The organism is Pseudomonas sp. DCB_BI, from assembly GCF_026240995.1.
GTDB lineage: Bacteria > Pseudomonadota > Gammaproteobacteria > Pseudomonadales > Pseudomonadaceae > Aquipseudomonas.
Window position 1 is genome coordinate 1 of sequence record NZ_JAPFCG010000011.1, and the last position, 24,330, is coordinate 24,330.

The following is a 24,330-nucleotide window of genomic DNA, read 5'->3' on the forward strand; positions in this document are numbered from 1 at the left end:
GCGCTGGCTCATGCCACGCAGCAGACTGACCTGGATATCGGAGCGTTCTTCAACGCTGAGTTCGTGATAAGACATGGCAACACCCTACCGGAAAGGTCAGGTGTTGCACTCAGTTTTTGCCGCCGCCGTGCTTTCACCCACCCTACTGTCTGGTATCTGTCGGCCCTGTACTTTTTTTACATCAGCGGAACGCTTGGATTGATGTACTTTCTACCACAAATAGTTAAGCAACTATCAGGTACAGCTTCGGCAACTCAGGTAGGCTTGATCTCTGCAATACCCTACATCGTGGGCGGCGTATTTATGAACGCGTGGGCGAGACGTTCCGATCGCAAAAGTGAGCGCTACGCACATGCGGCGGCCCCATTGCTGTTAGTGATCTTGGCTTACGCAGCGATGATCAGCGGGCAACTTACAAGTACCGTAAGCATGTTGGGAGCACTGATCGTTGCGATCGTTGGAGTTTTTGCATTCAACGGGCCATTCTGGTCTATTCCTAGCCAGTTACTACCGAGAAAAAGTTCTGCAGCCGGAATAGCCATTATCAACTCATGCGGTGGTCTAGGTGGATTCGCCGGCCCATACCTCATGGGTTATTTGTCTAAAATAAGCGGCAGCAACCAACTTGGGCTTTCCATTTTGTGTGGTTTTCTAGTGGCAAGCACCATCATGCTGTTAGCGCTCAAAAAAAACAAACGATTGGGAGGCATCAAATGCGAGTCCATTTCCTAGCTCATATGCCAAGAGCTGGCATCGGCAACATCGAGTATTGGGCGCGTGAGCGAAGCCACACTTTAACTGGCACAAACTTGCACGAACAAATCATTTGGCCCAAACTATCTAGCTTTGACCTATTGGTGGTATTAGGAGGAAACCCAGAGGAATGCGAGGCCTGGCTCCAGGACGAGATCGAATTTATCAAGGAATCCATTCTAGCCGGCAAAAAAGTCCTAGGTATTTGCCTCGGTTCACAACTACTCGCTGAGGCACTAGGAGGGAAGCTGGTTCCTCATACGCACTCTGAATCAGGCTGGTTGCCCGTCTTGCTGAATGACGCTGGAACTCAGAGCAGGCTATTGAAAGGCGTGGCTAATAAAACACCTCTTTATTTTTTTCACCGGAATACCTTCATCCTTCCGGAAACATGTATTCTGCTTGGTTCAACAGAGGCATGTCGCAACCAGATTTTCTCGTGGAATGACCAGGTTCTGGGATTCCAAGCCCACCCAGAAATGCTACCGGAGACGATGGAATATCTCTGGAAACATAAGTCAACAGCATTACCAACTGGCGAACACAATAAAATGTCCGAAAAGGACTCTGAGGAACTGATGAAAATCATAGTCGCTCGTCAATTCATGTTCAGAGTTCTAGACAATCTCGTTAACGCCTAATCAACCCTCTTAAATACCCAGTAACGACAACTTCAGCTCTGCCAAAAACCATCCTTGGGCGAATAGTAAGGTGACCATCTTACACGACCAGCTAGCCTACGTTCGCCCAACATCATAAAAAGCAGGATATAGGGCTTGAAACATGCCATCTCGATATTCTCTACTCACAATATTTTCACTGTGCGCACCATTTGTTCAAGTTGCACTCGCTGCACCGAGTGCTGACAGTGAGGGTTTCTTGGAAGGGTCAAGACTCTCGTTGAACCTTCGTAATTTTTACGCAGTTCAACGTACATCGGGTACCACGCTGCTTAGTGTAAAGAAACCGTGGGGTGCCGAGACCACCCGTGATCGAACGACCTGGGTCCAGGCAGCGATGCTGAATTATTCTTCTGGATATACACTTGGGAAGATAGGATTTGGTTTGGATGCCAGCATGTTCAGTGCAGTAACCCTCGAGCGGGGTCATGGCGCGATTGCTAACGGTGCCGACCGAGTTCTCGTGGATAGCGACGGCGATGCGATTCCGACGTGGAGCCGCCTAGCTGTTGCGGACGTAAAATTCAAAGCCTCGAAAACGGAGATCAAAGTGGGCCGGATGATGGTCGACAATCCCATGCTACGCCCAAAAGACAACCGCGCCCTTCCATCCAGCTTTCAAGGCACTGCTATTTCGAGTAACGAATGGGATTGGTTGAAGATACAGGCAGGCAGCTTCGATAAAGCGATTCTGCGTACGGGCAGCAGATCCGAAGACCTTGCCTCATATTATGGCAACAGGGCGATCAAGGGTGATCGCCTGAATTACCTTGGAGCAACAGCCCGAGTTTACCCGAACCTTGACGTCAGCTTATTTGGCTCCAGGTTTGAGAATATGTGGGATCAAGGTTATCTCGGCATCACCCACAAGCTCGTCTCCAACGAAGGTTATTCCCTCAAGACTGCCTTCAGCTACTACCACACCCAAGACCAAGGCGAGATGCGGCTCGGGTACATAAAGAATGACGCATATAGCTTGGCCGTCACAGGAAGCCATGCTGGCCATAGCCTGACGCTCGCTTGGCAGCAGGTGATGGGCGACGAATATTTCGATTACGTGTTCGAGTCGACCAGCAACTACCTCGCTAACGCCCTGTTTTCGGATTACAACGGCCCCAACGAAAAATCTTGGCAGCTTCGATACGACTTAGATTTCGCCGTGTTTGGCGTACCTGGCCTGGCTCTGACCCTCTGGCATGCTAAGGGTTGGGACATCGACGGAACGCATTACAATGGCGATCGAAATGGACATGCCACAGGTTACAACGTCAGAGGCCTTGACGGCGCCACCCATGATGAGAACGGCTTACTCTTATCTTACGTGGTGCAATCAGGGCCATTGCAGGCATGGAATTTCAAGACGATTGTTTACAACCACCGTGGCTCCCCGGGACAGATTGATGGCAGCTACGACGAATTCCGCCTAGTAACCACGATCCCCATCAAGATTTTCTAACCTCCCTACAGGTTTGGCCGGGCCGCATCAAAAAGCCAGGCCAAACCTGCTTTTCTAAGGCTGCATATGATTTAGGCTAATGAGTCGTAAGCGTTCGGCCATGACTTGCCGTGGCGCTCACCTAAAACACTCGAGCCCGCAGTGGTGCCTCGATCAGCGTTTCGCAATGACGGCAGGCCCAATCGCCACGCTCGTGTTGCTCGATGGTTACCATATGCAGCTTCTAGTTCAGCTTCTCAAAGATGTCTTCGCCGATGCGCTGGACTTGGCTATCGCGAGCGCATTAGGCGATTCTCGGTTAGTTGCGAGCTACCGTGCGGGGAAGCTGCGGCGATTGAGACACACGCGGGCTGCTGGTAAGACTCAACTGGCGTGACAGGTGGTTTAACCGCCTTCAGTTCTGCTTCTGTAGCGGCAAATGCCCAATGCCTGGTCAATGGAACTTACCTTGGTTTACGCGCAGGGTCGCAAGCCGAACACCCATTCCTTCACGCCTCAGGACTTTCATTCGGCTCGCTCAGAACGTAGTGAGCGGAGAAACGCTGTGCGATTTGAACACACAAACGCAGCAATCAGCCGAACTTATGCTGCCTCGGTGCTGGCACGTACTTCCATCGGTGCGGTAGCGAGCCAAAACGCAACGATGCGTCTCACCCCGGATAACGTGGGCATAGCTGCTGGATCTGAGGTTGACCATGATCGATGCCCCGCCGATGGACAACTCGATCATCGCCGAGGCTCGGCTTAGTCGCTTAGGTGTTGCATTCAACCGAAACCAGCCGTTAGCGTATGTGTGTACCGCTCTCGATAAGGTGGCAGCGATCTGCGAATGACTTTGGGCAACGTGTTCAATATCATGCGAAGGGCTTTAGGCGAGCACTGGTCACCGCTAGATGTGCACTTCACCATGGCCGACCAGAGTGCGGGCACGATTATCAGAAAGCTTTTCATACCGAAGTTCGATTTTAACAGAACTCCAACGCCTTGATTTTGAACGCTTCGGATCCCCAGGTCCTTCTCATCGCTGAACAAAGCTTCAGTGTGTTGCGACTATCCAACTCGGTGCTCTTTACCGTGGACGTATGAGTCCGATTCGAAATCGTAGAGTTCATCCATACTGAAGTGCCACGCATCGAGCAGGTGACGAACCGCTTAGGGCTCAAGATCTGGACATTGACCCGTCAACTCAAAGATGAAGGGCATACCTTCTCCAGCCTATTCGACTCAGTACGCAAAAAGCTCGCTTGTTACTACATAGAAAACCCCAATGAGTATCTCAAGACACGTCGAGATTCTTGGCTATACAGAGAGTTCGAGCTTTACTAATGCTTTGAAACGATGGGCTGGGATTTCTCCAAAGCGTTGGATAGAGCGGGCCAGTGGCTTGCCATATATCGAAGGGCAACAGCCCTAAAAGCCATATACCCTCCATTGCAACTACACAAAGCATGATTGCCCTTACCGGTGAAGCAATAGCCATTATCACCAGAAACAGCCAACCTTTGATTGCATAAATAAGGGAGACAGTTCAGAAAATAGGCATACTATGTATTCTGGAAGATTGTCGCTCATGGTCAGGCATCGCCTAGTAATCGGTCGATAGCTGTAAGGCAGCACCAAGTTTGAGACAACTCAATGTGCGGAATCACAGTTCGTACGGTGGCTGGGCTCCCAGGAAACTGAACGACGCAGAACAACTCCGCAAACTATTTGAAACACGAGATGGAGACCGAGATCTCGATCGCCTGTTTGAAAAGACTCGACACGATCTCAATGAAGCAGTCCTGACCTGTCTACGATGGAGGAGAACTCTTGGTAGCGCCATTACGACCGCAGTCGCAATCGACTCGATTTATATCTCTTGGCGGTATCAATTCCCATACCGATCTTACAAATTAAGAAAAATCGAAAAGCATCGGAACCACATCGTAGCAAACGAGGGCTGTCTAAATAAATCGACTATGAATGCGACTGAGCCAAGAACAATTCCCAGCCTACGCAACTAATCACCACTATAAAAGCCCTTGGATACGCGAACTGAATGGCGAAGTAATCACCACATCAACATTTACGTAGGCATATTTTTTAATACTATCAAGTCTATTATCCAACTCTTCCAAGCTGGCTGCGCACGCACGACAATGGAACGGATAGTCACCGCCAACTGTATCAAAATGCGTAACATTCTTCATCTGCACTAGCATATTATAAACATTTTCCCTCTCACCTGCTTCTGGACGGATTCGTAAGATGGCTTCAACACCGAACCCCAGTGCCGCAATAGAAACATCCAGTGAAAACCTCCTAACCACACCATTAGTCAAAAGCCTACTTACTCTATTCTTACACGCATGTGATGATAACCCAACAATTTTGGAAAGCGCTTTGAGCTTAACATTACTATCAACAGACAGAGCCTTTATGATTAGCCGATCAATGGAGTCGACAGCAGCAGGTGAATTACTCATTGACAGCTGCTCAATTTTTAATATCCATTAGAGTCGTCTTAACTGAAGTGCACTCATCAAAAGCACGCATAGATTTATCTCGACCATGCCCTGACTGTTTTATACCGCCAAAAGGCGTCGTTAAATCGCATGTATTGTAGCAGTTAACATATACAACTCCAGCCCGCAATTTTTTTGCAATCTGATGAGCTTCAGAAAGCTTATCACACCAAACTCCTGCCCCGAGACCATAGGACGTATCATTGGCGACAGCGACCGCTTCAGTGGCACTGTCTACAGTTATTATTGATAAGACAGGCCCAAAAACTTCCTCCCTAACTATCTCCATGTCGTTCGATACATTGTCAAAAATCGTTGGCACAATATAAGATCCGCCAGTTTCCACAAATGCACGCTGCCCCCCTGTGATAAGTTGAGCACCACTTGTAACAGCCCGTTCTATGTAACCCATCACTCGATCAGCGTGGCGAGCATCAACCACTGCTCCTACACGAGTGGCAGGTGACAGCGGGTCCGCTGGCTGCATCATTTCGGCAACCTTCATCACTGCATCAACAACTCGCGAATGTACAGAACGCTCCACGATCAATCTTGAGGGTGCGATGCAAGTTTGCACCTGATTGCTGAACATCCTTTCTGCAACTATTGAAGCCGCCTTCTCGATATCCGAGTACGACGAAAGAATAATTGATGGACTCTTTCCACCCAACTCCAAGCTAACTTTCTTAAGATTACTTCTGGCGGAATACTCCATCAACAAACGGCCAGTTGCCGTAGATCCTGTAAAGAGTATTCCGTCAACATCATTATGCAAGGCTAGAGCTTTTCCCGCAGTACGCCCTAACCCCGGCACCACATTCAAGACCCCTTTAGGAACCCCGGCTTCAATCGCTAATTGAGCCAATCGAATGGCTGTCAGTGGTGACTGTTCAGCAGGCTTAAGGATTACCGAATTTCCCATTGCTAATGCTGGAGCGACTTTCCAAGCAGCCGTAAGTAAAGGGTAATTCCAGGGCACAATGGCCCCGACAACGCCTAGAGGCTCCCTCGTAATCATTCCCAAGTGTCCATCTGAGGTAGGTGCGATGTCCTCGTAGAGTTTGTCTATGGCTTCTGCGTACCATTGGAAGCACTGCGCGACGGCGGGGATATCAACGTTCCATGAAGAAGAAATTGGTTTTCCCATATCCATGGTTTCTAAAAGGGCTAGCTCGTCTTTGCGGGCAAGCACCAGATTCGCCAGTTTGTTTAAAATCTGTTTACGCATGATGAGAGGCATTCCGGCCCATCGCCTGTCTTCAAATGCAGTTCTAGCGCTTGCAACTGCAAGATCTACGTCCGCAGATTTCCCTGACGCGATACGGGCCAAAAACCGCCCATCAATAGGTGAGTAACAATCGAAAACCCCTCCGTCAAGGGCTTCAACAAACCTACCATTTATGAAACAACGACCTTCATACGGCTGCTGTCGCGCCTTATCATGCCAATACTGTGCATAAATCGGATGCCTAGCAAGTGCGTCCATGGTTTTCCCTTAATGGAGAGGAGCTGGATACGCCACCGAAGCCGTGGCTAACGGTGGCGCAGGCACAAGTCAACGCATAGCATCCAAAATCGCATCAAACCGTTTCGGTGCCTTTATTTTCATAACTATCCCACCAAGACTTCCTATAAGAAACGCAACTGCCAGGGCTACAATAATCAGTGTGTTTACCAAGCTCCCTTCCGAACCTGTGAGGGCTGACAAGTTCATCAGGGCTATATAAAGAAAGCCGCTAAGCGCCACAAATGCGAGACCTGGCGCAAATTTTGTTTTCCAAGCGCTTCCCAAGCCCTGGTGCCGTGCGAAATACAGAATTACCGACAAGCAAGCCAACACAACGATCATCATATAACCGAGCGTGCCAGCTGCGGCGCCAGTAGCATAGACTTCGGTTGCTGGGTCAAGACCGAGTAAAACTGCCGCTGCAATCAGAATAATTGACACGATAGTTTGAACAGCCGAGGCAACATATGGAGAGCAATGCACATCATGGACCCTAGCTAACTGTGCCATAAGAACACCACAAGAGCCCAACACGTACTTGTAGCGCGCTACGATGTTATGAATTGATATCACGACGGCAAAAAGACTTGTAATCAGGAGGAGTTGAGCTGCGTCCTTTGCGACATGACCTAAGTAAGTGGACACCAAATCAAGATACATGCCTTCAGGATTATGCGTCGCCACATCAACTACTTTATCCAGACCAATACCCGTTACAACACAGTAAAAGGAGACGCAATAGAGCAATGAGATAAACCCCACAGCGATATAGGTTGCTTTCGGAATAGAGCGCTCTGGATCAACCGCCTCCTCTCTATAAACAACTGTTGACTCAAACCCAATGAATCCGAAAATTGTAAATAGCAAGCCAAGGCCAGGTGATCCGGACAGTACCTCAGACACAGAAAATGGCTCGATCGAAAAACCACCGTGTGCCGTATTAATAATTACGGACAAATCGACAAACATAATAACTAAAATCTCCAACACCAAAGCCACACCAAGAACTTTGGCACTGAGCTCCACATTCCTATAGCCAAGAAACCCAACAAAACCGATGACCATTACAGTGAAGACCCACCATGGAACATGCATATCAGTCAACGATGAAAATGTATTGCTAAGTACGATCCCCAGATAGGCTTCAAGCGCTATCAAAACGAGTGTATATGAAAATACAGCCAGAGAAGCTGCACCCAAGCCAAATACTCGCCCCATTCCTTTCAGAATGTAAGCATAAAAAGCTCCTGCATTGTCGATGTATTTAGACATCGCAACGAATCCAACCGAAAACAGCAGCATGACAAAACCAACTGTTAAGGCATCAACCGGAGCCGCAATACCATTACCAAAACTAATAACGAGAGGACTTATACCAGCCATTACCGTTAGTGGTGCTGCAGTGGCAACCACCATCATTGCGATTCCGATAGGCCCCAAGTTCCCTTTCAGCTGTTTATTTCCGGGATCTTCAGAGCGCTCAACATTTGGTGAAGTCATTTCTTATTCTCCGTTAACGATATACGTAACATTCTTCACACATTTACGGAATTGTGAGTTGAGGCATCCTTACCCAATAGCGCGGTCGCTCGCGGCCCGAGGAATCACAAGGTGCTGCAGCCAGTTTATTAATTCAAGCGGCCGGTACTCAAACAGTGTCATGTCAACTCCGCAGCAAAGCTGATTCAAGCGAGGAGAATCTAATTCATGATTATAGCCTTCAATTAATGCTGCAATTTCCTCAACATTTTTAAGACTATCGAACGTCCCATCTGCAACTAGCGACTTTGCGCTTTCACGAAGGTATCCAGCTTGGTCCCTTCCCAAAAGTTCAGGATGGTATTGAACACCCCAGAATATCGACTTATCGAACTTGATTTCAGCAGCTTGTATGAACTTTCCATTTCGAGCCGTAACAACTGCACCTTGAGGCAACTCAATCACCTCATCGGAATGAAAGGAAAACTCATCGAATCGCAGGTTACGGCTCTTATGCATTGGGTGTTTCGTTCCGGCATCCGTGAGCTGGATACCAGCAGCGAATGGCGTCTCACATATCCCATAGTCTGCCCGGTTAGGACCCACCCGGCCTCCAGCAGCTGCAGCGGCGAGTTGTAACCCCCAACAAATACCGAAAAGCGGTACGCCGGACGCGAAAGCTTTACGCGCAAAATCCAACTGCCTGGCAGTACTCGGCTGCCCATCATAAATGTGTGAATTTGATCCGGTGAAGAGTATGCCGTCGTACAAATGCAAAGGGAGCGTTCGCACAGGATCAGGGTCCGCCGGAAATACGATTTCGATCACTATGTCATTGTCCATAGCCAAGAGCAGCCCAGCTATATGCTCGCTTGGGGTACACCCGGTGTACTCAGTGAACGACGCCCTATCTTCCCTGGTATTACCGTCACAAATCAAAACTCGGATAATCACCACGAACCCTGCCCCTCACTGTCAGGAAATTTTGATGGCCAATTCGGGACAGTTAGCGCAGGCTTTCTTTACGCTATCCTGTAGCTCTGACGGGACATCTTCAAAACCAGGCTTTACTTTTGCATAACCCTCGTCATCGATTTCAAATACTTCCGGAGCAAAATAAACACAACGTGCATGACCTTGGCAGCGAGCTTCATCAACTTGAACTTTCATAGTTAACCCCTCATCAAAAAGCGAGTTTCAGCGGACCGACCCCATGCCATTTTTCACTAGGGTCTGCAGGGCGAAACTCAGGTACGGCTCGCAGGAACTCTTCGATCCCTACAACGAGCTCACGACGGCCCAGGTTTGAACCCAGGCAACGATGGATACCACCGCCAAAAGCCAAATGACGATTTTCTTGGCGCCCGATATCAATCTTGTCTGGATCCGGGAAGATTTCTTCGTCACGATTGCCCGCGCCAAAGACCAACATGACGCGGTCACCTTCCTTGATCTCTTGACCTCTGATCACGGTGTCCTTCAGGCAGGTTCGCCCCATCACTTGAACTGGAGACAATGTACGGAGAAACTCTTCACAGGCCATGGGGATCAACTCGGGATTTTCACGAAGTTTGCGCTGATCCTCAACGTTATTTGCGAGGTGCCACAAACCGGCTCGAATGGACCATGCCGTAGTATCGAGTCCTGCCAGGAAAAGCAGATAACAATAGCGAAGAAGTTCGTCGCGGGTCAGTGGACGCCCATCCAACTTAGCCTTGCAGAGATAGTCCATCAGGGTCTGATTTTCACCTGGATCTTCCCATTTATCGAGAAGGTCCCCGAAGTATGCAAAGACATCTCTGCATGCTTGCTGAGCAACTTCAGGTTTTTCTACCCGCTCATAAATAATGTCATCGACCCATTTATCGAACTTTGGCCAGTCACTTTCTGGATAGCCAGCTAGACGACTAAAGATGATAGTCGGCAATGGTCGAGAATATTGATACGAGGCGTCAGCACCGCTACCTTTCTTAGCAAATTCTTCAGCCAAGCTTCGAGCAGTATCTCGAATTGGTTGCTCTAGTTTTTTGAGTTCTTGTGGAGTAAACAAAGGCAGCAAGATTCGCCGATAGGCTGTATGTTCTGGCGGATCAATGTCGATTGGAGGCAGCTGAATTCCTTCAGATACGGAAGGGACCATCATCGACGGGGCAACAGAGAATGCCTGAGGATCTTGCTCTGCGGCAAAGATATCGTCACTTTTGGTCAAAAACCAGAAACCGCCATAGTGCTTGCTGCGTCCAACTGGGCAACCGTTACGCAACGCTGCGTACGTATCAAAAATATTGTCTAGTGCTTCGCCATGAAAATCAAAATTTTCAGCAATTTTATTTACGTCGCTCATCCCATCATTCCTCGCTACTCTTTAGCCGCCGCCCAGATCGACGACGGCAGATATTTCCTAACTTAAATAATGCTCAGATACCGCTTAAGCTCCCAGTCAGTAATAAACGCCGCGTTCTGCCTGAGCTCCCATTTCTTCATTTGTACATAGTGATCAACAAATTCCGGGGTAAACATCTCACGTGCCGTCTCGCTCTGACTAAAGAGCCGCGCCGCCTCTTCCAGAGAAGTCGCAAGTGGATCTGCTTTCTCAGCGCTGACGTGATAAGCATTACCTAGGATCGGTTCATTCGGGTTTAGCTGTTTCTGTATGCCTTCCAGACCCGATAAAAGAATTGCCGCAACCACCAGGTGCGGATTTGTGTCAGCTCCTGGAATGCGGTTTTCGACACGTGCTGCACTACCTGCAGAAGTGATTGCGCGATGTGAGACGGTTCGATTATCGAACCCCCATGAAGCATTTCCGCCCGCCCAAGATGCACCCGCAGTACGCTTATAAGAATTGAGGGTGGGAAGAAAAATGGCGGACATTTCTCTTGCATGGCTGACCATGCCTGCCAAGAAATGCTTCCCAAGAGCCGAAAGTTGGCCTGGATCTTCTGGGTTTGCAAACAGCGACTCGCCGTTACCGTCTGCCAGGCTCATATGTACATGGCCTGAAGACCCTGCCCATTCTGCATTTGGCTTTGCCATGAAGGTAGCAACCAAGCCATGCTTAGCTGCAATCTCTTTGATGCCGTTTTTCACGAAAATCGCATCATCGGCTGCTTGGAGTGCATCGCCATATTTGATGTTGACTTCGTATTGTCCTGGTCCATGCTCGCTGTTTGTTGCCTCCAGCTGTATGCCCGCTTCGCGCATAAACTGGCGAACTTCACCCATGACATCGGAAGAACTCGAGTAATGAAGCATACTATAGCAGTGCCCACTTTTTCGGGCTGGCGCGATATTTTGCCAATTATTATCTGCAATATCATCAGCGCTGCCTTCAATTAGATAAAACTCAAACTCATAAGCCGCAAAGCACTGGTAGCCCATGTTTTTTGCTTTAGCAATCGAACGCTTTAAAATGCCCCGCGGGCAGAGAAATAACGGCTTGCCGGCAGTTGTATAAAAATCACAAATCACTGAAGCAGTTCTAGCCTGCCAAGGCACAAGAGATAGGGTACTGAGGTCTGGAATAAAACAAATATCAGGATAGCCTGAGTCCCACCCTGTATAAGACAGGCCATCAACCAACGTGTCAGTTACATCCCATCCAAACAATACGTTTGAAGCCTGAGTTCCGGTAACGGCGACTCGTTCCAGAAAATACTCAGCTCCAACTTGCTTACCTCGCCAGACACCATCAATATCAACGGCTCCAACCCGAATCGTATCGATGTTATTTCGTTCAATAAACTCACGGACTTTCAGGAGATCTTTATTGTTGTCTTTGTTCATTTTGCATGTCCTGTTCAGATTCCGACTGAGCACTAGCACAACTCAGCTATTAGTTTTCTACCTCAACCATGATGCCTTGGGTGATCACTCAGGATTTTTCCAATCTTTTGCGACCCCTTCGGGCTACCTATCACTTCCCCTCTACCAGGTAGAGGTTCTTCAAAGAACTGTCGAGCTTCAATCAGATCTGAACTATCACTCGACATATCCACGTAGTGAATTGCCTCTACCGGACATACGGACTCGCAAGCCCCGCATTCAGTACATTCGTCCGGCTGAATCCATAGCCGGCTGTTCGCTTCATAGATGCAATCTACTGGACATACGTCGACGCAAGCTTGATCACGACTTTGTATACAAGCATCTGTAATTACATAAGGCATTTAGCTCACCTCATTTGTACTATGGCCAGGTAAAACCGACATTTCAGGAGAAATCGCAGCTGCAGCATGGTTCACAGCGATAGCTGCCTCTCCAAACCCAACAGCAATCAACCGAACCTTGCCTGGATACTCACTTACATCGCCAACAGCGTATATGCATGGCATATTGGTTTCCATATCCTCTTTAACAGGAATCCTGAAACCATCGATATTGATTTTCCACTCAGCAATTGGGCCCAGATCCGAATGAAACCCAAGCGCAACAATAAACTTGTCAAAAGAAATAATTTCTTTACTTTCATTGTTAGCACCCGTGATTTCCAAGAACTCGAGTCCTTGCTCCTCGTGGTAAGCGACAACCTCGCCTGGGGCGATGACTCGCACACCTTTTTTGTACATCTCCTTGACACTCGCCTCGTGAGCTCGGAAGCGTGCGCGACGATGTATAACGGTGACTGACTTAGCTCTTTCTGCCGCCGCATTTGCCCAGTCGACAGCACTATCACCACCGCCCGCGATGACTACGTGTTTGTTGTCTAACGCTGAGAGCTCTGAAATGAAATGCATTACGTTTGAAGAGTGAACACCCTCCAATGCAGGTAGAGAGCGCGGCGTGCATTTTCCTAGTCCGGCGGCAAGTACAACTGCCTTTGTATGGTAAGTCTCACCGAGGTCGGTCTGGAGTACATAGCCATCACCTTCCGCTACCAGATCGACAACCAGTTCACCGAGATGCAGTTCATATTCTTGCCGCCGCGACTGCTCAAGCAGATTCGAAATGAAATCACTGCCTTTGATGGCAGGGAAACCCGCTACATCATGGATCAGCTTTTCAGGGTACATGGTTGCCACCTGCCCACCAACCTGGGGCAACCCGTCGAACAAGGCCGTTTTAAGGCCCCTGAAACCCGCGTAGTAGGCGGCATACAACCCAATCGGGCCCGCGCCCACAATCACTAGATCGAATTCCTTGGAGTTGCTCATAATCCGGCCACCCTTTTTGTCGTTGTTTTGTGTATCCTATTTGGAAACATGTTTCACGACAAGACTTTTTTGCCGGCTTTGTAGCATATTTTTTTTCCCTCCAATAATCAGTCAGTTAGCCCACATCGCCGTATTTTTGCCAGCTCTAGCACAGCAATCCCCATGCGAATACCTCTCATTTGCGCATGGTATCGACCGTTTCTACTGACCCATTGCTCCGCAAAGCGCGTGTTGACAGAACACACCAGGTTCTATAAAAAGAAACATGTTTCCACACTGGAAACACCAATAGCTCAACTCCGGCATCCCTGGATCATCTGAGCTTGTGAATGCAGAACAACAATCAAGCGGGAGTGGACATGGTTAACTACGATTTCTTTGGCAAAGTGGCAGTTGTGACTGGAGCAGGTGGCGGTATGGGTTTGGCTCTGTCAAAAAAAATGCTCGAGGCAGGCGCCTCGGTACTAGCAATTGACGTCAAAGACATGCCTGAAGAGCTGGCCAGCTTTGACAAGGTCCTGTTTGCAAAAGGCGACTTGACCGACCCACGCTTCGTCAACGAAGCAGTTGAAAATGCTTATCATCGATTCGGCCGCATTGATTACCTGGCCAACGTCGCAGGTGTACTGTGGTTCGGTAAGGATGTGTCGCTGCTTGATATCGATTTGGATGTCTGGGATCAGGTCATGGACATCGATTTGAAAACCCTGGTGCATACGATCCGAGCGACTGTTCCCTACATGCGGAAATCAGGCGGCGGCTCAATGGTGCACTTCTCCACTGTCCAATGCTTGCGTGGCGACACCGCTCCTCAAGACGCATATGCAGCCTCTAAAGCTGGTATCCCAGCGATCTCCAAATCAATTGCAATGCAGTTAGCCGCTGAAGGGATTCGCTCCAATACTATTTATCCAGGTATCACCCATACCCCTATGCAGGCACGCTGGGATTCACCTGAGAAGCTCAAGAACGCAGCTGACTATGTCCCCATGGGTAGGGTCGGTGAAGCCGCCGACATGGCGAATGCAGCTATGTTCTTGCTATCTGACGCATCGGCTTACATCACTGGCACAGACTTGATTGTCGATGGCGGTCTTATGCTCAAGTATTAAAAGGTACTTGTTCGGCCGTCAAGGCGCGGATTGACTGGGCGGGGGCTGAAGCAGCCCCCGTCTTTTTGTAACATTTTAATTTAAAAAATTTTATTTTTTATCAATACGTTAGCATTTGAGTATGACTGCTCGGTCACTGTTCAGTAATCCACACCTCCCCTCTAGCCTGCACCGTTTCGATGCAATTTGCCCGCTGCATTCGATGCTTGACGCATGGGGCGACAATCGAGTTTCCTAAATGGAATAATTTGTAGATTTAGGAAATCCTGTGCTATAAAGCTCACATTTCAGCGATTTTCGCTAGGCATAATTGAGTAGGAACATTAAGGTGTCTATTGTCAACCAGATCCGTGAACAGCGTAACCTGCGAGGCATGAGCCTTCGTTCATTGGCTCGAGAACTCGGTATTTCAGCTTCGCAAATGTCCAAAATTGAGACAGGTAAAACTAAGCTTACCGTAAGCGTCGCACTTCGGATTGCCGACATTCTCAAAGTCCCTGCATCGAATTTTCTATCATCAAGCAAACCGAAAGCAACCGGCAGGCGTACTATTACTCGAAACAACTCCGCCGAAGTACAGTCCACTCAAGGCATGCGACTTGAAAGCCTCTGTGCCGACTTCAAAGAGGATCACAATCTTTACTGGAAGGTCACAATCACCGCCAAATCTTTTGAAGAAGTTGGTGGTTGGCGTCAGCATCCAGGTCAAGAGTTCATTTTCGTAATTAGAGGTAAACTCCAACTGCTGAGCGAGTATTACGACCCAATTATTTTGAACGAGGGTGAGAGCGTTCTGTTTGACTCAGAGCAGCCCCATGCGTACGTAGCCCCGGAAGGGACCGTGGACGTGCTAATGATCAATAGCATGGTTTAATCCAGACGTCTGAGAGTTTTGTGCTTGACAATAAAAAAAGCGGAATCAATAAATTGACCCCGCTTCTGACAACATTGCGTTAGCTTACTTAAACTCTGATGCGGAACGTATAATTGCTTTAGCAAGTACTGCAGACATCGATTCCAACTTGGCTTTCGTATCAATTAGGTCGTTGCGCACCTCAATGTACGCGTTTGCGACCCCGATTGATAAACCATGCCGATCGAGCGTAAACCAATCACTGTCCTTGAAGCTATATGGTTGGTTTTCATCGACACGATAGACATCCTGCTCTGCGATTTTTTGGAGTAGATTAGCAGGGAATGCTTCACTATCACGCCACATCACGCCAACTTCGCACGAGCGAAATTTATTATACCAGACCGGCGTGAATGAATGAATGGAAACGGCTACTTTAGCCTTTGATAAAGTGCCCTCCATCCAACTTGCAATCGCGCGCTCTAAAGGCCTGCGCGCGATATCTTCACGAAGCTTTCTATCACGCTCAGTTATATTTATGTTAGCCGGAATCGGGATGCCGCCCACATCTAACCTAATGCAGTCGGGATCATCAAACTTCCTATTGTAATCCAAATACAAGCGTGAATAATTTGCAACAACTGCAGTCGCGCCTAATCGCCTGGCAACACTCAGCGTCAGTTCTTTCGAACCTAAATCTTGTCCATAATGCGTGGCAAATAAAGCCTCAGGCAAACCTAAGTTATTCCAAGCAGACGGTACCGCGCTACCACCGTGTTCGCAGATCAGGACAATTTCCGCATTTGCGCCTCCTGGAATTATTTCTACCGCAGCATCAACATAGCGCGCGAGTATGTTGGGCTCTAAAGCATCAATACTCATGACAGCTTTCTCACGTGGAAAGACTTAGCATCCATCACTCCTAACAGCCCCTCTTTACCATTTCCTCGTCCGATACCCGAGTTTTTCAGCCCGCCCCAAGGCAAATAAAGGTCTGCATGATCGCAACGGTTTACAAACACTGTTCCTGCGTCAACTTTATCAGCAATGCGCAATCCACTTTCCTGATCACGCGTCCAGATTCCAGCCGTCAAGCCAAACTGACTGTCGTTCATGAGACGAATAGCTTCGTCATCATTGGCAACGACTTGAACGCAAGCGATTGGACCAAATGTTTCCTCTCGCATTACTTCCATGTGAGAAGTGACACCCGTAAGGAGAGTCGGCCGCACGTAAGCAGATTGGTCTGCTACATCCAGGTCAAGCATGGGGCTCTCAAAAGATGCAGCGCCCATCTGCACTGCTTGTTTAATCTGATTTTTGATAAACTCAGCCGCCGAAGCTTTTACAACAGGTCCGACAGTTGCTCTGGCGTCATTTGGGTTTCCGATCTGATATTTGAGCATTTCGTTGCGGAAACACTCGATGAAATCGTTTTGAATATTGCTATCCACATAGATCCGCTCAACCGAACAGCATGACTGGCCTGCATTTGAGAAACAACCATCCGCTAGCTCAGCCACAGCAAGCTCAATATCTGCGTCCTTACGAACATAAGCCGGATCCTTGCCACCCAATTCCAGATGGACATGAGTCAGTGTTCCTGCAGCTGCAGCATGAACTGAAAGCCCACCGCTAACAGAGCCAATAAAGTTAACTCCTTTCGCTCGCCCGGACTTGATGATGCTATCGACTTGGCGATGTTCAAGTTCGAGAACCTGCAGAACGCCAGCCGGTCCATTAATAGCTTTATAGGCCTCTCTGACTATACGCCCTACTTGAGTCGTTTGAGCAGCATGCTTCAAGATAACTGTATTGCCACCCAAGATTGGCGTTACGATCAACCAAGGTAACAATCCTACAGGATAGTTCCAGGGGGCAATCGAAAGATGTACGCCTTGTCCATACCGTCTCACGAATCGGGTCACTTGCTCGTCACTTGGGTATCGCTCGTCCAAGAGTTCTTCAAGAGCCTCGATCTGCGCCAAAGTCACATTCTTAAATCTAGGCGCTTCGTTAGCTTGACCGGCTGGCCGCCCGATCGATACACATACAGCCTTGGCCAGCTCATCCGACCGCCGAATCAGCTCATCTGCCAGCGCAATTACCAGGTCTGCTCGTTCGCGCTTGGAGGAGAATCGCCAAGACTGGAATGCTTCCTCTGCCGAATTTAAGGCTGCAGCTACCTCGGTGTCATTAGCAGTGTTACCTGACAGAAAAGGCATTCCATCGATAGGCGAAACGATTTTGTAACTAGACATAGGATTTCCTCATTTTGTTTTTGTTTGTACATTGAAAATCGTAGACATCCATCAACGCGCTTAGCGAGGCCGTAGACTCTCACCGAGCGAGCACTCAATACGGCAATGTAGCTGTTACTAGATAGCTGTAATTGAATAATACAGATCTATCACTTTTTTGCCTTACTGGGGCCCCCACCTTGGTTTCAAGCCAATTTCTGATTTCACAGCTTCGACTAAAATCGTCTTGAATGTCACCATCTAAACCTAACTGCCACGCAATATCTTGACGACTAGAGTCTTTGTGCAGAACTCGCAGCGCCTCAATGTAGCCCTTGAATTCTTTCCCACCCAAAAATAAATTTCTATTTGATATCAGCGTTTGATCGTACATACCCAATACATCTGCCAGAGTATTTAAACTGTACTCTGGGTGAAACTGCGCACCCCAAAAGCAGCCATTTTTATATAAAATTTCCGCCGCCTGAACTTCGCTAATCTCGTTAGTAGCCGTAACACTCATGCCTTCGGCCTGGCGTGTGACATGATCCGAATGAATTGCTAAAGCATCAAAGGAAGTTTTACGCCCTTTATGCATAGGATGTTGAGCGCCTAAATCTGTGAGAGATACTCTGCGAGCGACTCCTACTTCTGGCCCGCGATGATTCAGTTCTACTTCGCCGCCAGCAGCCACGTTAGCCACTTGAAGCCCCCAACAAGATCCGAAAAACGGAACCTGCGAATCAAAGGCACGACGCGCAAATTTTATTTGGCGTTCCACTTCGGGAGATTGGTTATATACATTCAATGATGAACCAGTTAGTACGATACCCTCATACCTATCAAAGTCGAGCAGCGAGTTTTGATCGCTATCCGGTAGATTCAAGATGTCTACCTGAATATTTGAGCTCAGTGATTTGATCACTGAAGCGTACTGCTCGCCTTGCGTCTCTCCCGTTATCGATCGGTACCACTCACGAGCGAACTGCACATTCCCTTCAGCCACAAGGATTTTCATTCCGATACCTTCTGTGTGGTCGTACACCACTCATCAATATCCAGCTTCACCGCCAGCGGCACCTGTAACTTCTCGCGTCGCCGGCGTATCCAAAAATACCTCGTGTTTCCTTATACGAAACACGCGATCAAAAGTCAACACATCCGTAGGAGCTGCCGGTCGGGCAACGAAGCAACCACACTGAAAGGCTGGCTTTTGTAAACCGGTGTTTACATGAAGGAGCTGGAATGCAGCCCGTAGCTGGTAAGCATCCGGCGAACTCACCTTCCGAACTCCTGCGTTAAGGGCGATGGTGTCCGCATATTTTTAAGCGGACGCGATTACCCGTAATCGCCAGGATTTCCATGCGCCAACGAAGCTCTTATCCCAAACCATTCAAGGCCCAGGTCGTTCAGGAATGTCTGCAACCTGGCGCAACTGAGTCCAGTGTCGCCATCAGCCACGGCATCAATGCCAACGTCATCCGCAAATGGATGCCGCTCTATCGAGATCAGCCCGCGACAACCTCGCTACCAGCATTCGTCCCGCTGAAGACCGCCCCTAAACGGCCAGCCGAAGTGTCAGTGGTCATCGAACTGCCCATCGCCGGGCAATTGATCACGGTGAAATGGCCAGTCTCAGATCCTGAGGGCTGCGCGCAATTTATCCGGGCTGTGGCCCAATGATCCGCATCGATGCGATCTGGCTGGCCACCGAGCCGATGGATATGCGCGCTGGCACCGAAACCGCATTAGCCCGGGTGATCGCGGTGTTCGGTGCGGCGAAGCCGCACTGCGCTTATTTCGCCAATCGCCGGGCCAACCGGATGAAAGTGCTGGTACACAATGGCGTGGGTATCTGGCTTGCCGCGCGGCGACTGAATCAAGGCAAGTTTCACTGGCCCGGCATTCGCCATGGTTGCGAGGTCGAACTCGACAGTGAACAACCCCAGGCGCTGGTACTGCGGTTGCCGTGGCAGCGAGTCGGCTTAGGTGGTGTGATCAGCATGCTTTAATCGCCGGCCATTTGACCTGTCTGCTTGTCGTTGGCCTTCCCGCTCAACCTCGACCAGATGCCCCCGGAACAGTTTCGTGACTTGGCGGCACAGGCGTTGCAATTGCAGTCCCAAGTTGAGGCGATGAGCAGGAGGATCCAGAACGATGAAACCATCATCGAGCAACTCACTTACGAAATCGCCCTTCTTAAACGCCACAAGTTTGCCAAGCGCAGCGAGTAGATCAGCCCAGCGCAAGGCAGCTTTCTGGATGATCTGCTCGACACAGACCTTGCAGCTATCGAAGCAGAGCTGAAACGGCTCCTTCCAGCTTCGCCACAAGCCGAACCACGGCAATCCCTGAAACGTGCGCCATTGCCGCCGCAGTTTCCGCGCACCGTGATTCGTCACGAACCCGTAAACACTCAGTGCGCCTGTGGCTGCCAACTTCAGCGCATTGGCGAAGACGTCAGCGAGAAGCTGGATTACACGCCGGGCGTGATTACCGTCGAGCAACACGTGCGTGGTAAGTGGGCTTGCCGCCAGTGCGAAGCCCTGCTCCAAGCGCCGGTGCTGGCGCAGGTTATCGACAAAGGTATCCCGACCGCAGGCTTGCTGGCCCACGTAATCGTGGCCAAGTTTGCCGATCACTTGCCGCTGTACCGGCAGGAGAAAATCTTTGGCCGTGCCGGGCTGGTAATAGCTCGTTCGACCTTGGCGCAGCGGGTTGGGCAAACCGGCGTGCGGCTCCAGCCGCTGGTCGATGCACTGAGTGAAGCCATGCTGAACCAGGGCGTGATTCAAGCCGATGAAACACCGGTGCAAATGCTTGCGCCAGGCGAGAAGAAAACGCACCGGGCCTACGTCTGGGCCTACAGCACTACGCCATTTTCGGCGCTAAAAGCGGTGGTTTACGACTTCAGCCCAAGCCGTGCTGGCGAACATGCGCGTAACTTCCTAGGCAACTGGAACGGTAAGTTGGTCTGCGATGACTTCGCAGGCTACAAAGCTGGTTTTGAGCAAGGCATCACTGAAATCGGTTGCATGGCCCACGCCCGTCGCAGGTTTTTCGATCTGCACGTGGCGAACAAAAGCCAGTTGGCCGAACAGGCGCTGCACTCGATCAGCGGTTTGTACGAGATCGAACTCCAAGCGCGAGACATGAGTGATGATGACCGTTGGCGAATACGGCAGGAAATGGCGGCACCGATAATCAACAAACTGCATGACTGGATGTTGGCCCAGCGCGACCTGGTGCCCAGCGGATCAGCTACGGCGAAAGCCTTCGATTACAGTCTGAAACGCTGGGTAGCGCTGACGCGCTACCTGGGCGATGGGGCTGTGCCCATCGACAACAATCAGGTCGAGAATCAGATGCTGCCATGGGCACTTGGACGCTCGAACCGGCTGTTTGCCGGGTCGCTGCGCAGTGCTAAATGGGCAGCTGCAATCATGAGCCTGATCCAAACAGCGCGTATGAATGGGCATGATCCGTATGCCTATCTCAAGGATGTGCTGACGCGGCTGGACAGTGGCAGACAAACGGGTTCGATCACTGTAGGCAAGCGAGCCGACCTGCCGCTTGTCGACAGCCGCAGGCTGCGGATGTTTCCGGTGAACGACTCGTTGGCATGCATCGTCCAGTCGGCAAGCCCTGCCGATGTCGATACCGTCATCGCGGACGGCCGCATCGTCAAGTGCACAGGCCAGTTGATTGGACTGGATCTGGCAAGCCTACGCGCCTAGGCCACGGCCGGCGCCCAGCAGTTGTTGTAGAAAGGCTGACGGGCAAAGCTTACCTCTGTCCTGCGCCTTCAGCACGTGATGATGGAAATCAGAATGTCGCCTGTACCTTCAACCCACCGACCCAGGCATCGTCCACCTGCCTCACCCCGCCTGGGTGCCGGACGAATTGCAGGTTCGGCCTCACCGTCAGCCACTCGGCCAGGTGAATACCGTAGTTGAGCTCGGCGTTGTACTCGATTTGCTGGACCGGCAGGTAAGCCGGGTCATCGTAATCCTCGATACCATTGGCCGAATTGGTCAGCGCCGCATTCTTGCGGTACGCCGGGTTCACATGCACCTCGGACACTGCAAGGCCGATGTCATCCTGCGGCCGTGCCGCGAACAACCCCTTGTACACCGCGCCTACCGACACATAGTGGTCGACCTTGCTGGTCTTCTTGTCATGCACCGTGGCCATGGCGAACAGGCTCAATCCGCGTGACGCATCGCTTGCCTCACGAGTAACCTGCTGCATTGCGCCCAGCCACAACCCGTGCTTGCTCGAGGCACTGCGATAAGCCGCGCCACTGATCACGGCCGGCTGACCGTTGCTATCTTTGAGCACATCCTTGGCATCGGAGGTGCTGTAGTAATAGCCGGCGCGGTACTCACCCGGCAGGCCGCCGATACGCGGCTGCCACACCAGTTCCACCGGCAGTACCGCACCTTCGGTGCCGCTACCACTGAGTTTGAAGCCGTTGTCGTTCTGGGTGTTGGACGGGTTCTGTTCATACGCACCGATTTGCGCGAACAGCTCGGGGGTGAGCTGGTACTTGATCCGCAGCGCCCATTGGGTGATCGGCCAGTTGTACCAGATGCCACCCCAGTTGCCGACCTGCGAGCCGCAGAAGGTCAGGTTCTGGAAGTTGCAGTCAAAGCTGTTGAAGTCCTCGCCTTCGCCGAAGCGGCCAGCCTTGATGTCCAGGCGTCGGTCGAAGAACGCCTGCTGGTAGTACAGCTGGGTCATGCGCCAGTGCGAGCCACGCCCCCAGACTTCCTGGGACGAGCTCAGGGTGCCGACACGCGGGTCACCGACGCGGTCGTTGGAGATGTTGTCGCCGTTGCGGTCAGCCACGGTCAGCTGAAAGCGGGCGTCGTGCCAGCCGAGCAGCTTCTGCAGGTCGAAGCTGGCGCCGAGCGAGTACTGGTCGCTGTAGCTGGCGCTGCGGTCCTTGTTGTAGCCGCCGCCGAGGTTGGCGCCGAATTCGCCGACGTAGGCGAATTCGAAGTCGATGCCTTTTTCGGCCAGGGTGGTGCGGGTGCCGTTCCAGTCGCCCAGGGCCCAGGGGGAATCGCTGGCGAAGGGATCGGCGGCGTGGGCCGTTTGAGCGCAAGCCATGGCGACCAGCAGTACGCGGTATTTGAAAGTAAACATCATGTTCTCTTTGTTATTGGTGTGGTGCCTGTCAGGGCCCTATCGCCGGCAAGCCGGCTCCTACAAGATCTGGAGGAGCCGGCTTGCCGGCGATAGGGCCGGACCTGGTATTTACTGAACGCTGGCGCGCATCTGCTGCGGCAAGTCGAGCTGCTTGCGCATCTCCGCCACCTCCTCCGCCGTCACTGCCGGCGCACTGTTGCCCCAGCTGTTGCGTGCAAAGGTGAGAATGTCGGCAATTTCGACGTCGCTGAGCTTCCAGTCGAACGCCGGCATCCCCGCACCGGTGACGTAGGTATGGGTATGCACCGCCCGCGCTCCGCCCAGCACCACGCTGGTCAACGTGTCGGTGTTGTCCGCGAGGATCGCCTTGTTGCCGGCGAATCCGGTGATCATGTGGCTCACACCCTCGCCCGCCGTGCCGTGGCAGGCCGAACAATGCACCTCGTAACCCTGGCCACCACGCTGCATACGGGCATCATTACCGGCCAGCGCTGCCGGTGCTGGCTGCGGGTTGCCGGGCAACGATTTGAGGTACACCGCAATGGCGCGCAGGTCCTGGTCGGTCAGGTGCTGGGTGGAGTTCTCGATCGCTTCGGCCATCGGCCCGCTGGCCACGGCAACGCCGTCGCTGCCGGTCTTCAGGTAGTCGACGATCTGCTCGACACTGCTGTCGCCCAAGCCCTGGTGCGGGTCGTTGGTGATGTTCGGCGCGAACCAGGTGCCGAGGAGGTCACCTTGAAGCGCCTGGGCAGCGATTGGCCCGCCCAGGGCGTTGCGTGGGCTGTGGCAGGCGGCGCAGTGGCCAGCGCCATCGACCAGATAGCGGCCACGGTTCCACTCGGGGCTTTGCGCCGGGTCCAGGACATACGACTTGTTGTCGAAGAACATCCAGTTCCAGCCCGCCATCAACAGGCGCTGGTTGAACGGGAAGTTCATGCCGACCAGTTCGTCGACCTTGTGCGCCTTCGGCTCGAGCGTGCTGAAGAACGCCCACAATGCGCGCAGGTCATCGTCGCTCATGCGCGTGTAGTCGGTGTACGGCATGGCCGGGAACAACAGGCCATGGCGGCCCTGCCCTTGACGCACGGCATTGAAGAAGTCGCGCTGGGTGTAATTGCCGATGCCGGTTTCACGATCGGGGGTGATGTTCGACGACTGGATGTCACCGAACGGCGTGCCGATCACGTAGCCACCGGCAAAGTCGCCGCTTTTGGCCGTGTGACAGGCCGCGCAGTCGGCGCCGCGCATCACATACTCGCCCTGCTTGATCAGTGCCGCGTCAGTGGACTTGAAGTCGCTCAGGCGCACACTGTCATCGGCCACCTGCGAGCGCGCGGTGGAGTTGGCCTGGATCACCAGGCCGAGCATCACGGCGCCGGCCAGGGCCACCACGCCGCCGCCGATCAGGGCGGTTTTCTTGTTGATCATGACAGGCC

21 protein-coding genes and 1 pseudogene are annotated in these 24,330 nt (G+C 51.3%); 8 read left to right on the forward strand and 14 right to left on the reverse strand.

The window, feature by feature from the left end; all coding sequences use genetic code 11:
* From OO258_RS13350 to OO258_RS13360, 3 genes are all read left to right on the forward strand, one after another.
* Window positions 1–732: MFS transporter (locus OO258_RS13350; protein ID WP_266024392.1), on the forward strand; the 732-nt coding region annotated here is incomplete at its 5' end.
* Window positions 714–1,394 (forward strand): type 1 glutamine amidotransferase, encoded by a 681-nt coding sequence (locus OO258_RS13355; protein WP_103469100.1) that lies wholly within the window; start codon window positions 714–716, stop codon window positions 1,392–1,394. The genes OO258_RS13350 and OO258_RS13355, both read left to right, overlap by 19 nt.
* 142 nt (window positions 1,395–1,536) lie before the next feature.
* Window positions 1,537–2,889: an OprD family outer membrane porin gene (locus OO258_RS13360; protein ID WP_103469101.1), complete on the forward strand. Its 1,353-nt coding sequence runs from the start codon at window positions 1,537–1,539 to the stop codon at window positions 2,887–2,889.
* Window positions 2,890–4,901: 2,012 nt separating this feature from the next.
* Here the strand turns inward: OO258_RS13360 and OO258_RS13365 are convergent.
* The 9 genes from OO258_RS13365 to OO258_RS13400 all read right to left on the reverse strand — a co-directional run bounded on the left by OO258_RS13365 (window position 4,902) and on the right by OO258_RS13400 (window position 13,535).
* Complete coding sequence (locus OO258_RS13365; RefSeq protein ID WP_103469103.1) at window positions 4,902–5,357, reverse strand: Lrp/AsnC family transcriptional regulator; 456 nt, start codon at window positions 5,355–5,357, stop codon at window positions 4,902–4,904.
* Between the two features lie 10 nt (window positions 5,358–5,367).
* A complete protein-coding gene (locus OO258_RS13370) occupies window positions 5,368–6,882 on the reverse strand; it encodes an aldehyde dehydrogenase (RefSeq protein WP_103469104.1) in 1,515 nt (504 codons plus the stop codon).
* Window positions 6,883–6,951: 69 nt separating this feature from the next.
* Window positions 6,952–8,403, reverse strand: a complete 1,452-nt coding sequence (locus OO258_RS13375; RefSeq protein ID WP_103469105.1) for an APC family permease — start codon at window positions 8,401–8,403, stop codon at window positions 6,952–6,954.
* A gap of 69 nt (window positions 8,404–8,472) precedes the next feature.
* On the reverse strand, window positions 8,473–9,210 hold the full coding sequence (locus OO258_RS13380; protein ID WP_158664648.1) for a glutamine amidotransferase-related protein: 738 nt from the start codon (window positions 9,208–9,210) through the stop codon (window positions 8,473–8,475).
* Window positions 9,211–9,357: 147 nt separating this feature from the next.
* The gene (locus OO258_RS13385; RefSeq protein ID WP_103469107.1) at window positions 9,358–9,552 is read right to left on the reverse strand and encodes a ferredoxin; all 195 of its coding nucleotides are present in this window, start codon (window positions 9,550–9,552) and stop codon (window positions 9,358–9,360) included.
* A 13-nt stretch (window positions 9,553–9,565) separates the two neighbouring features.
* Window positions 9,566–10,726 carry a cytochrome P450 gene (locus OO258_RS13390; RefSeq protein ID WP_103469108.1) on the reverse strand — a complete coding sequence of 387 codons (1,161 nt, stop codon included), beginning with the start codon at window positions 10,724–10,726 and terminating at the stop codon, window positions 9,566–9,568.
* 62 nt (window positions 10,727–10,788) lie between these two features.
* Window positions 10,789–12,168, reverse strand: a complete 1,380-nt coding sequence (locus OO258_RS13395; RefSeq protein WP_103469109.1) for a glutamine synthetase family protein — start codon at window positions 12,166–12,168, stop codon at window positions 10,789–10,791.
* A gap of 62 nt (window positions 12,169–12,230) precedes the next feature.
* Window positions 12,231–12,551: a 4Fe-4S dicluster domain-containing protein gene (locus tag OO258_RS27690; RefSeq protein WP_103469110.1), complete on the reverse strand. Its 321-nt coding sequence runs from the start codon at window positions 12,549–12,551 to the stop codon at window positions 12,231–12,233.
* Window positions 12,552–13,535: an NAD(P)/FAD-dependent oxidoreductase gene (locus tag OO258_RS13400; RefSeq protein WP_265978410.1), complete on the reverse strand. Its 984-nt coding sequence runs from the start codon at window positions 13,533–13,535 to the stop codon at window positions 12,552–12,554.
* Window positions 13,536–13,894: 359 nt separating this feature from the next.
* On the opposite strand from OO258_RS13400, the gene OO258_RS13405 reads away from it, so the two are divergent.
* The gene (locus tag OO258_RS13405; RefSeq protein ID WP_103469473.1) at window positions 13,895–14,647 is read left to right on the forward strand and encodes an SDR family NAD(P)-dependent oxidoreductase; all 753 of its coding nucleotides are present in this window, start codon (window positions 13,895–13,897) and stop codon (window positions 14,645–14,647) included.
* Between the two features lie 328 nt (window positions 14,648–14,975).
* Complete coding sequence (locus OO258_RS13410; RefSeq protein WP_103469112.1) at window positions 14,976–15,521, forward strand: helix-turn-helix domain-containing protein; 546 nt, start codon at window positions 14,976–14,978, stop codon at window positions 15,519–15,521.
* A gap of 84 nt (window positions 15,522–15,605) precedes the next feature.
* On the opposite strand, the gene OO258_RS13415 is transcribed toward OO258_RS13410, so the two are convergent.
* The 3 genes from OO258_RS13415 to OO258_RS13425 all read right to left on the reverse strand — a co-directional run bounded on the left by OO258_RS13415 (window position 15,606) and on the right by OO258_RS13425 (window position 18,758).
* Window positions 15,606–16,382 carry an N-formylglutamate amidohydrolase gene (locus tag OO258_RS13415; RefSeq protein ID WP_103469113.1) on the reverse strand — a complete coding sequence of 259 codons (777 nt, stop codon included), beginning with the start codon at window positions 16,380–16,382 and terminating at the stop codon, window positions 15,606–15,608.
* The gene (locus OO258_RS13420; RefSeq protein ID WP_103469114.1) at window positions 16,379–17,761 is read right to left on the reverse strand and encodes an aldehyde dehydrogenase family protein; all 1,383 of its coding nucleotides are present in this window, start codon (window positions 17,759–17,761) and stop codon (window positions 16,379–16,381) included. Before OO258_RS13420 ends, OO258_RS13415 begins: the two co-directional genes overlap by 4 nt.
* 94 nt (window positions 17,762–17,855) lie before the next feature.
* On the reverse strand, window positions 17,856–18,758 hold the full coding sequence (locus tag OO258_RS13425) for a type 1 glutamine amidotransferase (protein ID WP_103469115.1): 903 nt from the start codon (window positions 18,756–18,758) through the stop codon (window positions 17,856–17,858).
* A 344-nt stretch (window positions 18,759–19,102) separates the two neighbouring features.
* Between OO258_RS13425 and tnpA the strand changes: the two genes are divergently transcribed.
* The 3 genes and pseudogenes from tnpA to tnpC all read left to right on the forward strand — a co-directional run.
* The gene (tnpA, locus tag OO258_RS13430) at window positions 19,103–19,423 is read left to right on the forward strand and encodes an IS66-like element accessory protein TnpA (RefSeq protein ID WP_103469116.1); all 321 of its coding nucleotides are present in this window, start codon (window positions 19,103–19,105) and stop codon (window positions 19,421–19,423) included.
* On the forward strand, window positions 19,420–19,752 hold the full coding sequence (gene tnpB / locus OO258_RS13435) for an IS66 family insertion sequence element accessory protein TnpB (RefSeq protein WP_146050472.1): 333 nt from the start codon (window positions 19,420–19,422) through the stop codon (window positions 19,750–19,752). Before tnpA ends, tnpB begins: the two co-directional genes overlap by 4 nt.
* A 57-nt stretch (window positions 19,753–19,809) precedes the next feature.
* Window positions 19,810–21,270: pseudogene (gene tnpC, locus OO258_RS13440) on the forward strand (IS66 family transposase); the annotation flags it as partial.
* Window positions 21,271–21,565: 295 nt separating this feature from the next.
* Here the strand turns inward: tnpC and OO258_RS13445 are convergent.
* Both OO258_RS13445 and OO258_RS13450 read right to left on the reverse strand, forming a co-directional pair.
* On the reverse strand, window positions 21,566–22,891 hold the full coding sequence (locus tag OO258_RS13445) for a carbohydrate porin (RefSeq protein WP_232099759.1): 1,326 nt from the start codon (window positions 22,889–22,891) through the stop codon (window positions 21,566–21,568).
* Window positions 22,892–23,002: 111 nt separating this feature from the next.
* Window positions 23,003–24,322, reverse strand: a complete 1,320-nt coding sequence (locus tag OO258_RS13450) for a cytochrome c (protein WP_103469118.1) — start codon at window positions 24,320–24,322, stop codon at window positions 23,003–23,005.
* Between the last annotated feature and the right edge of the window lie 8 nt (window positions 24,323–24,330).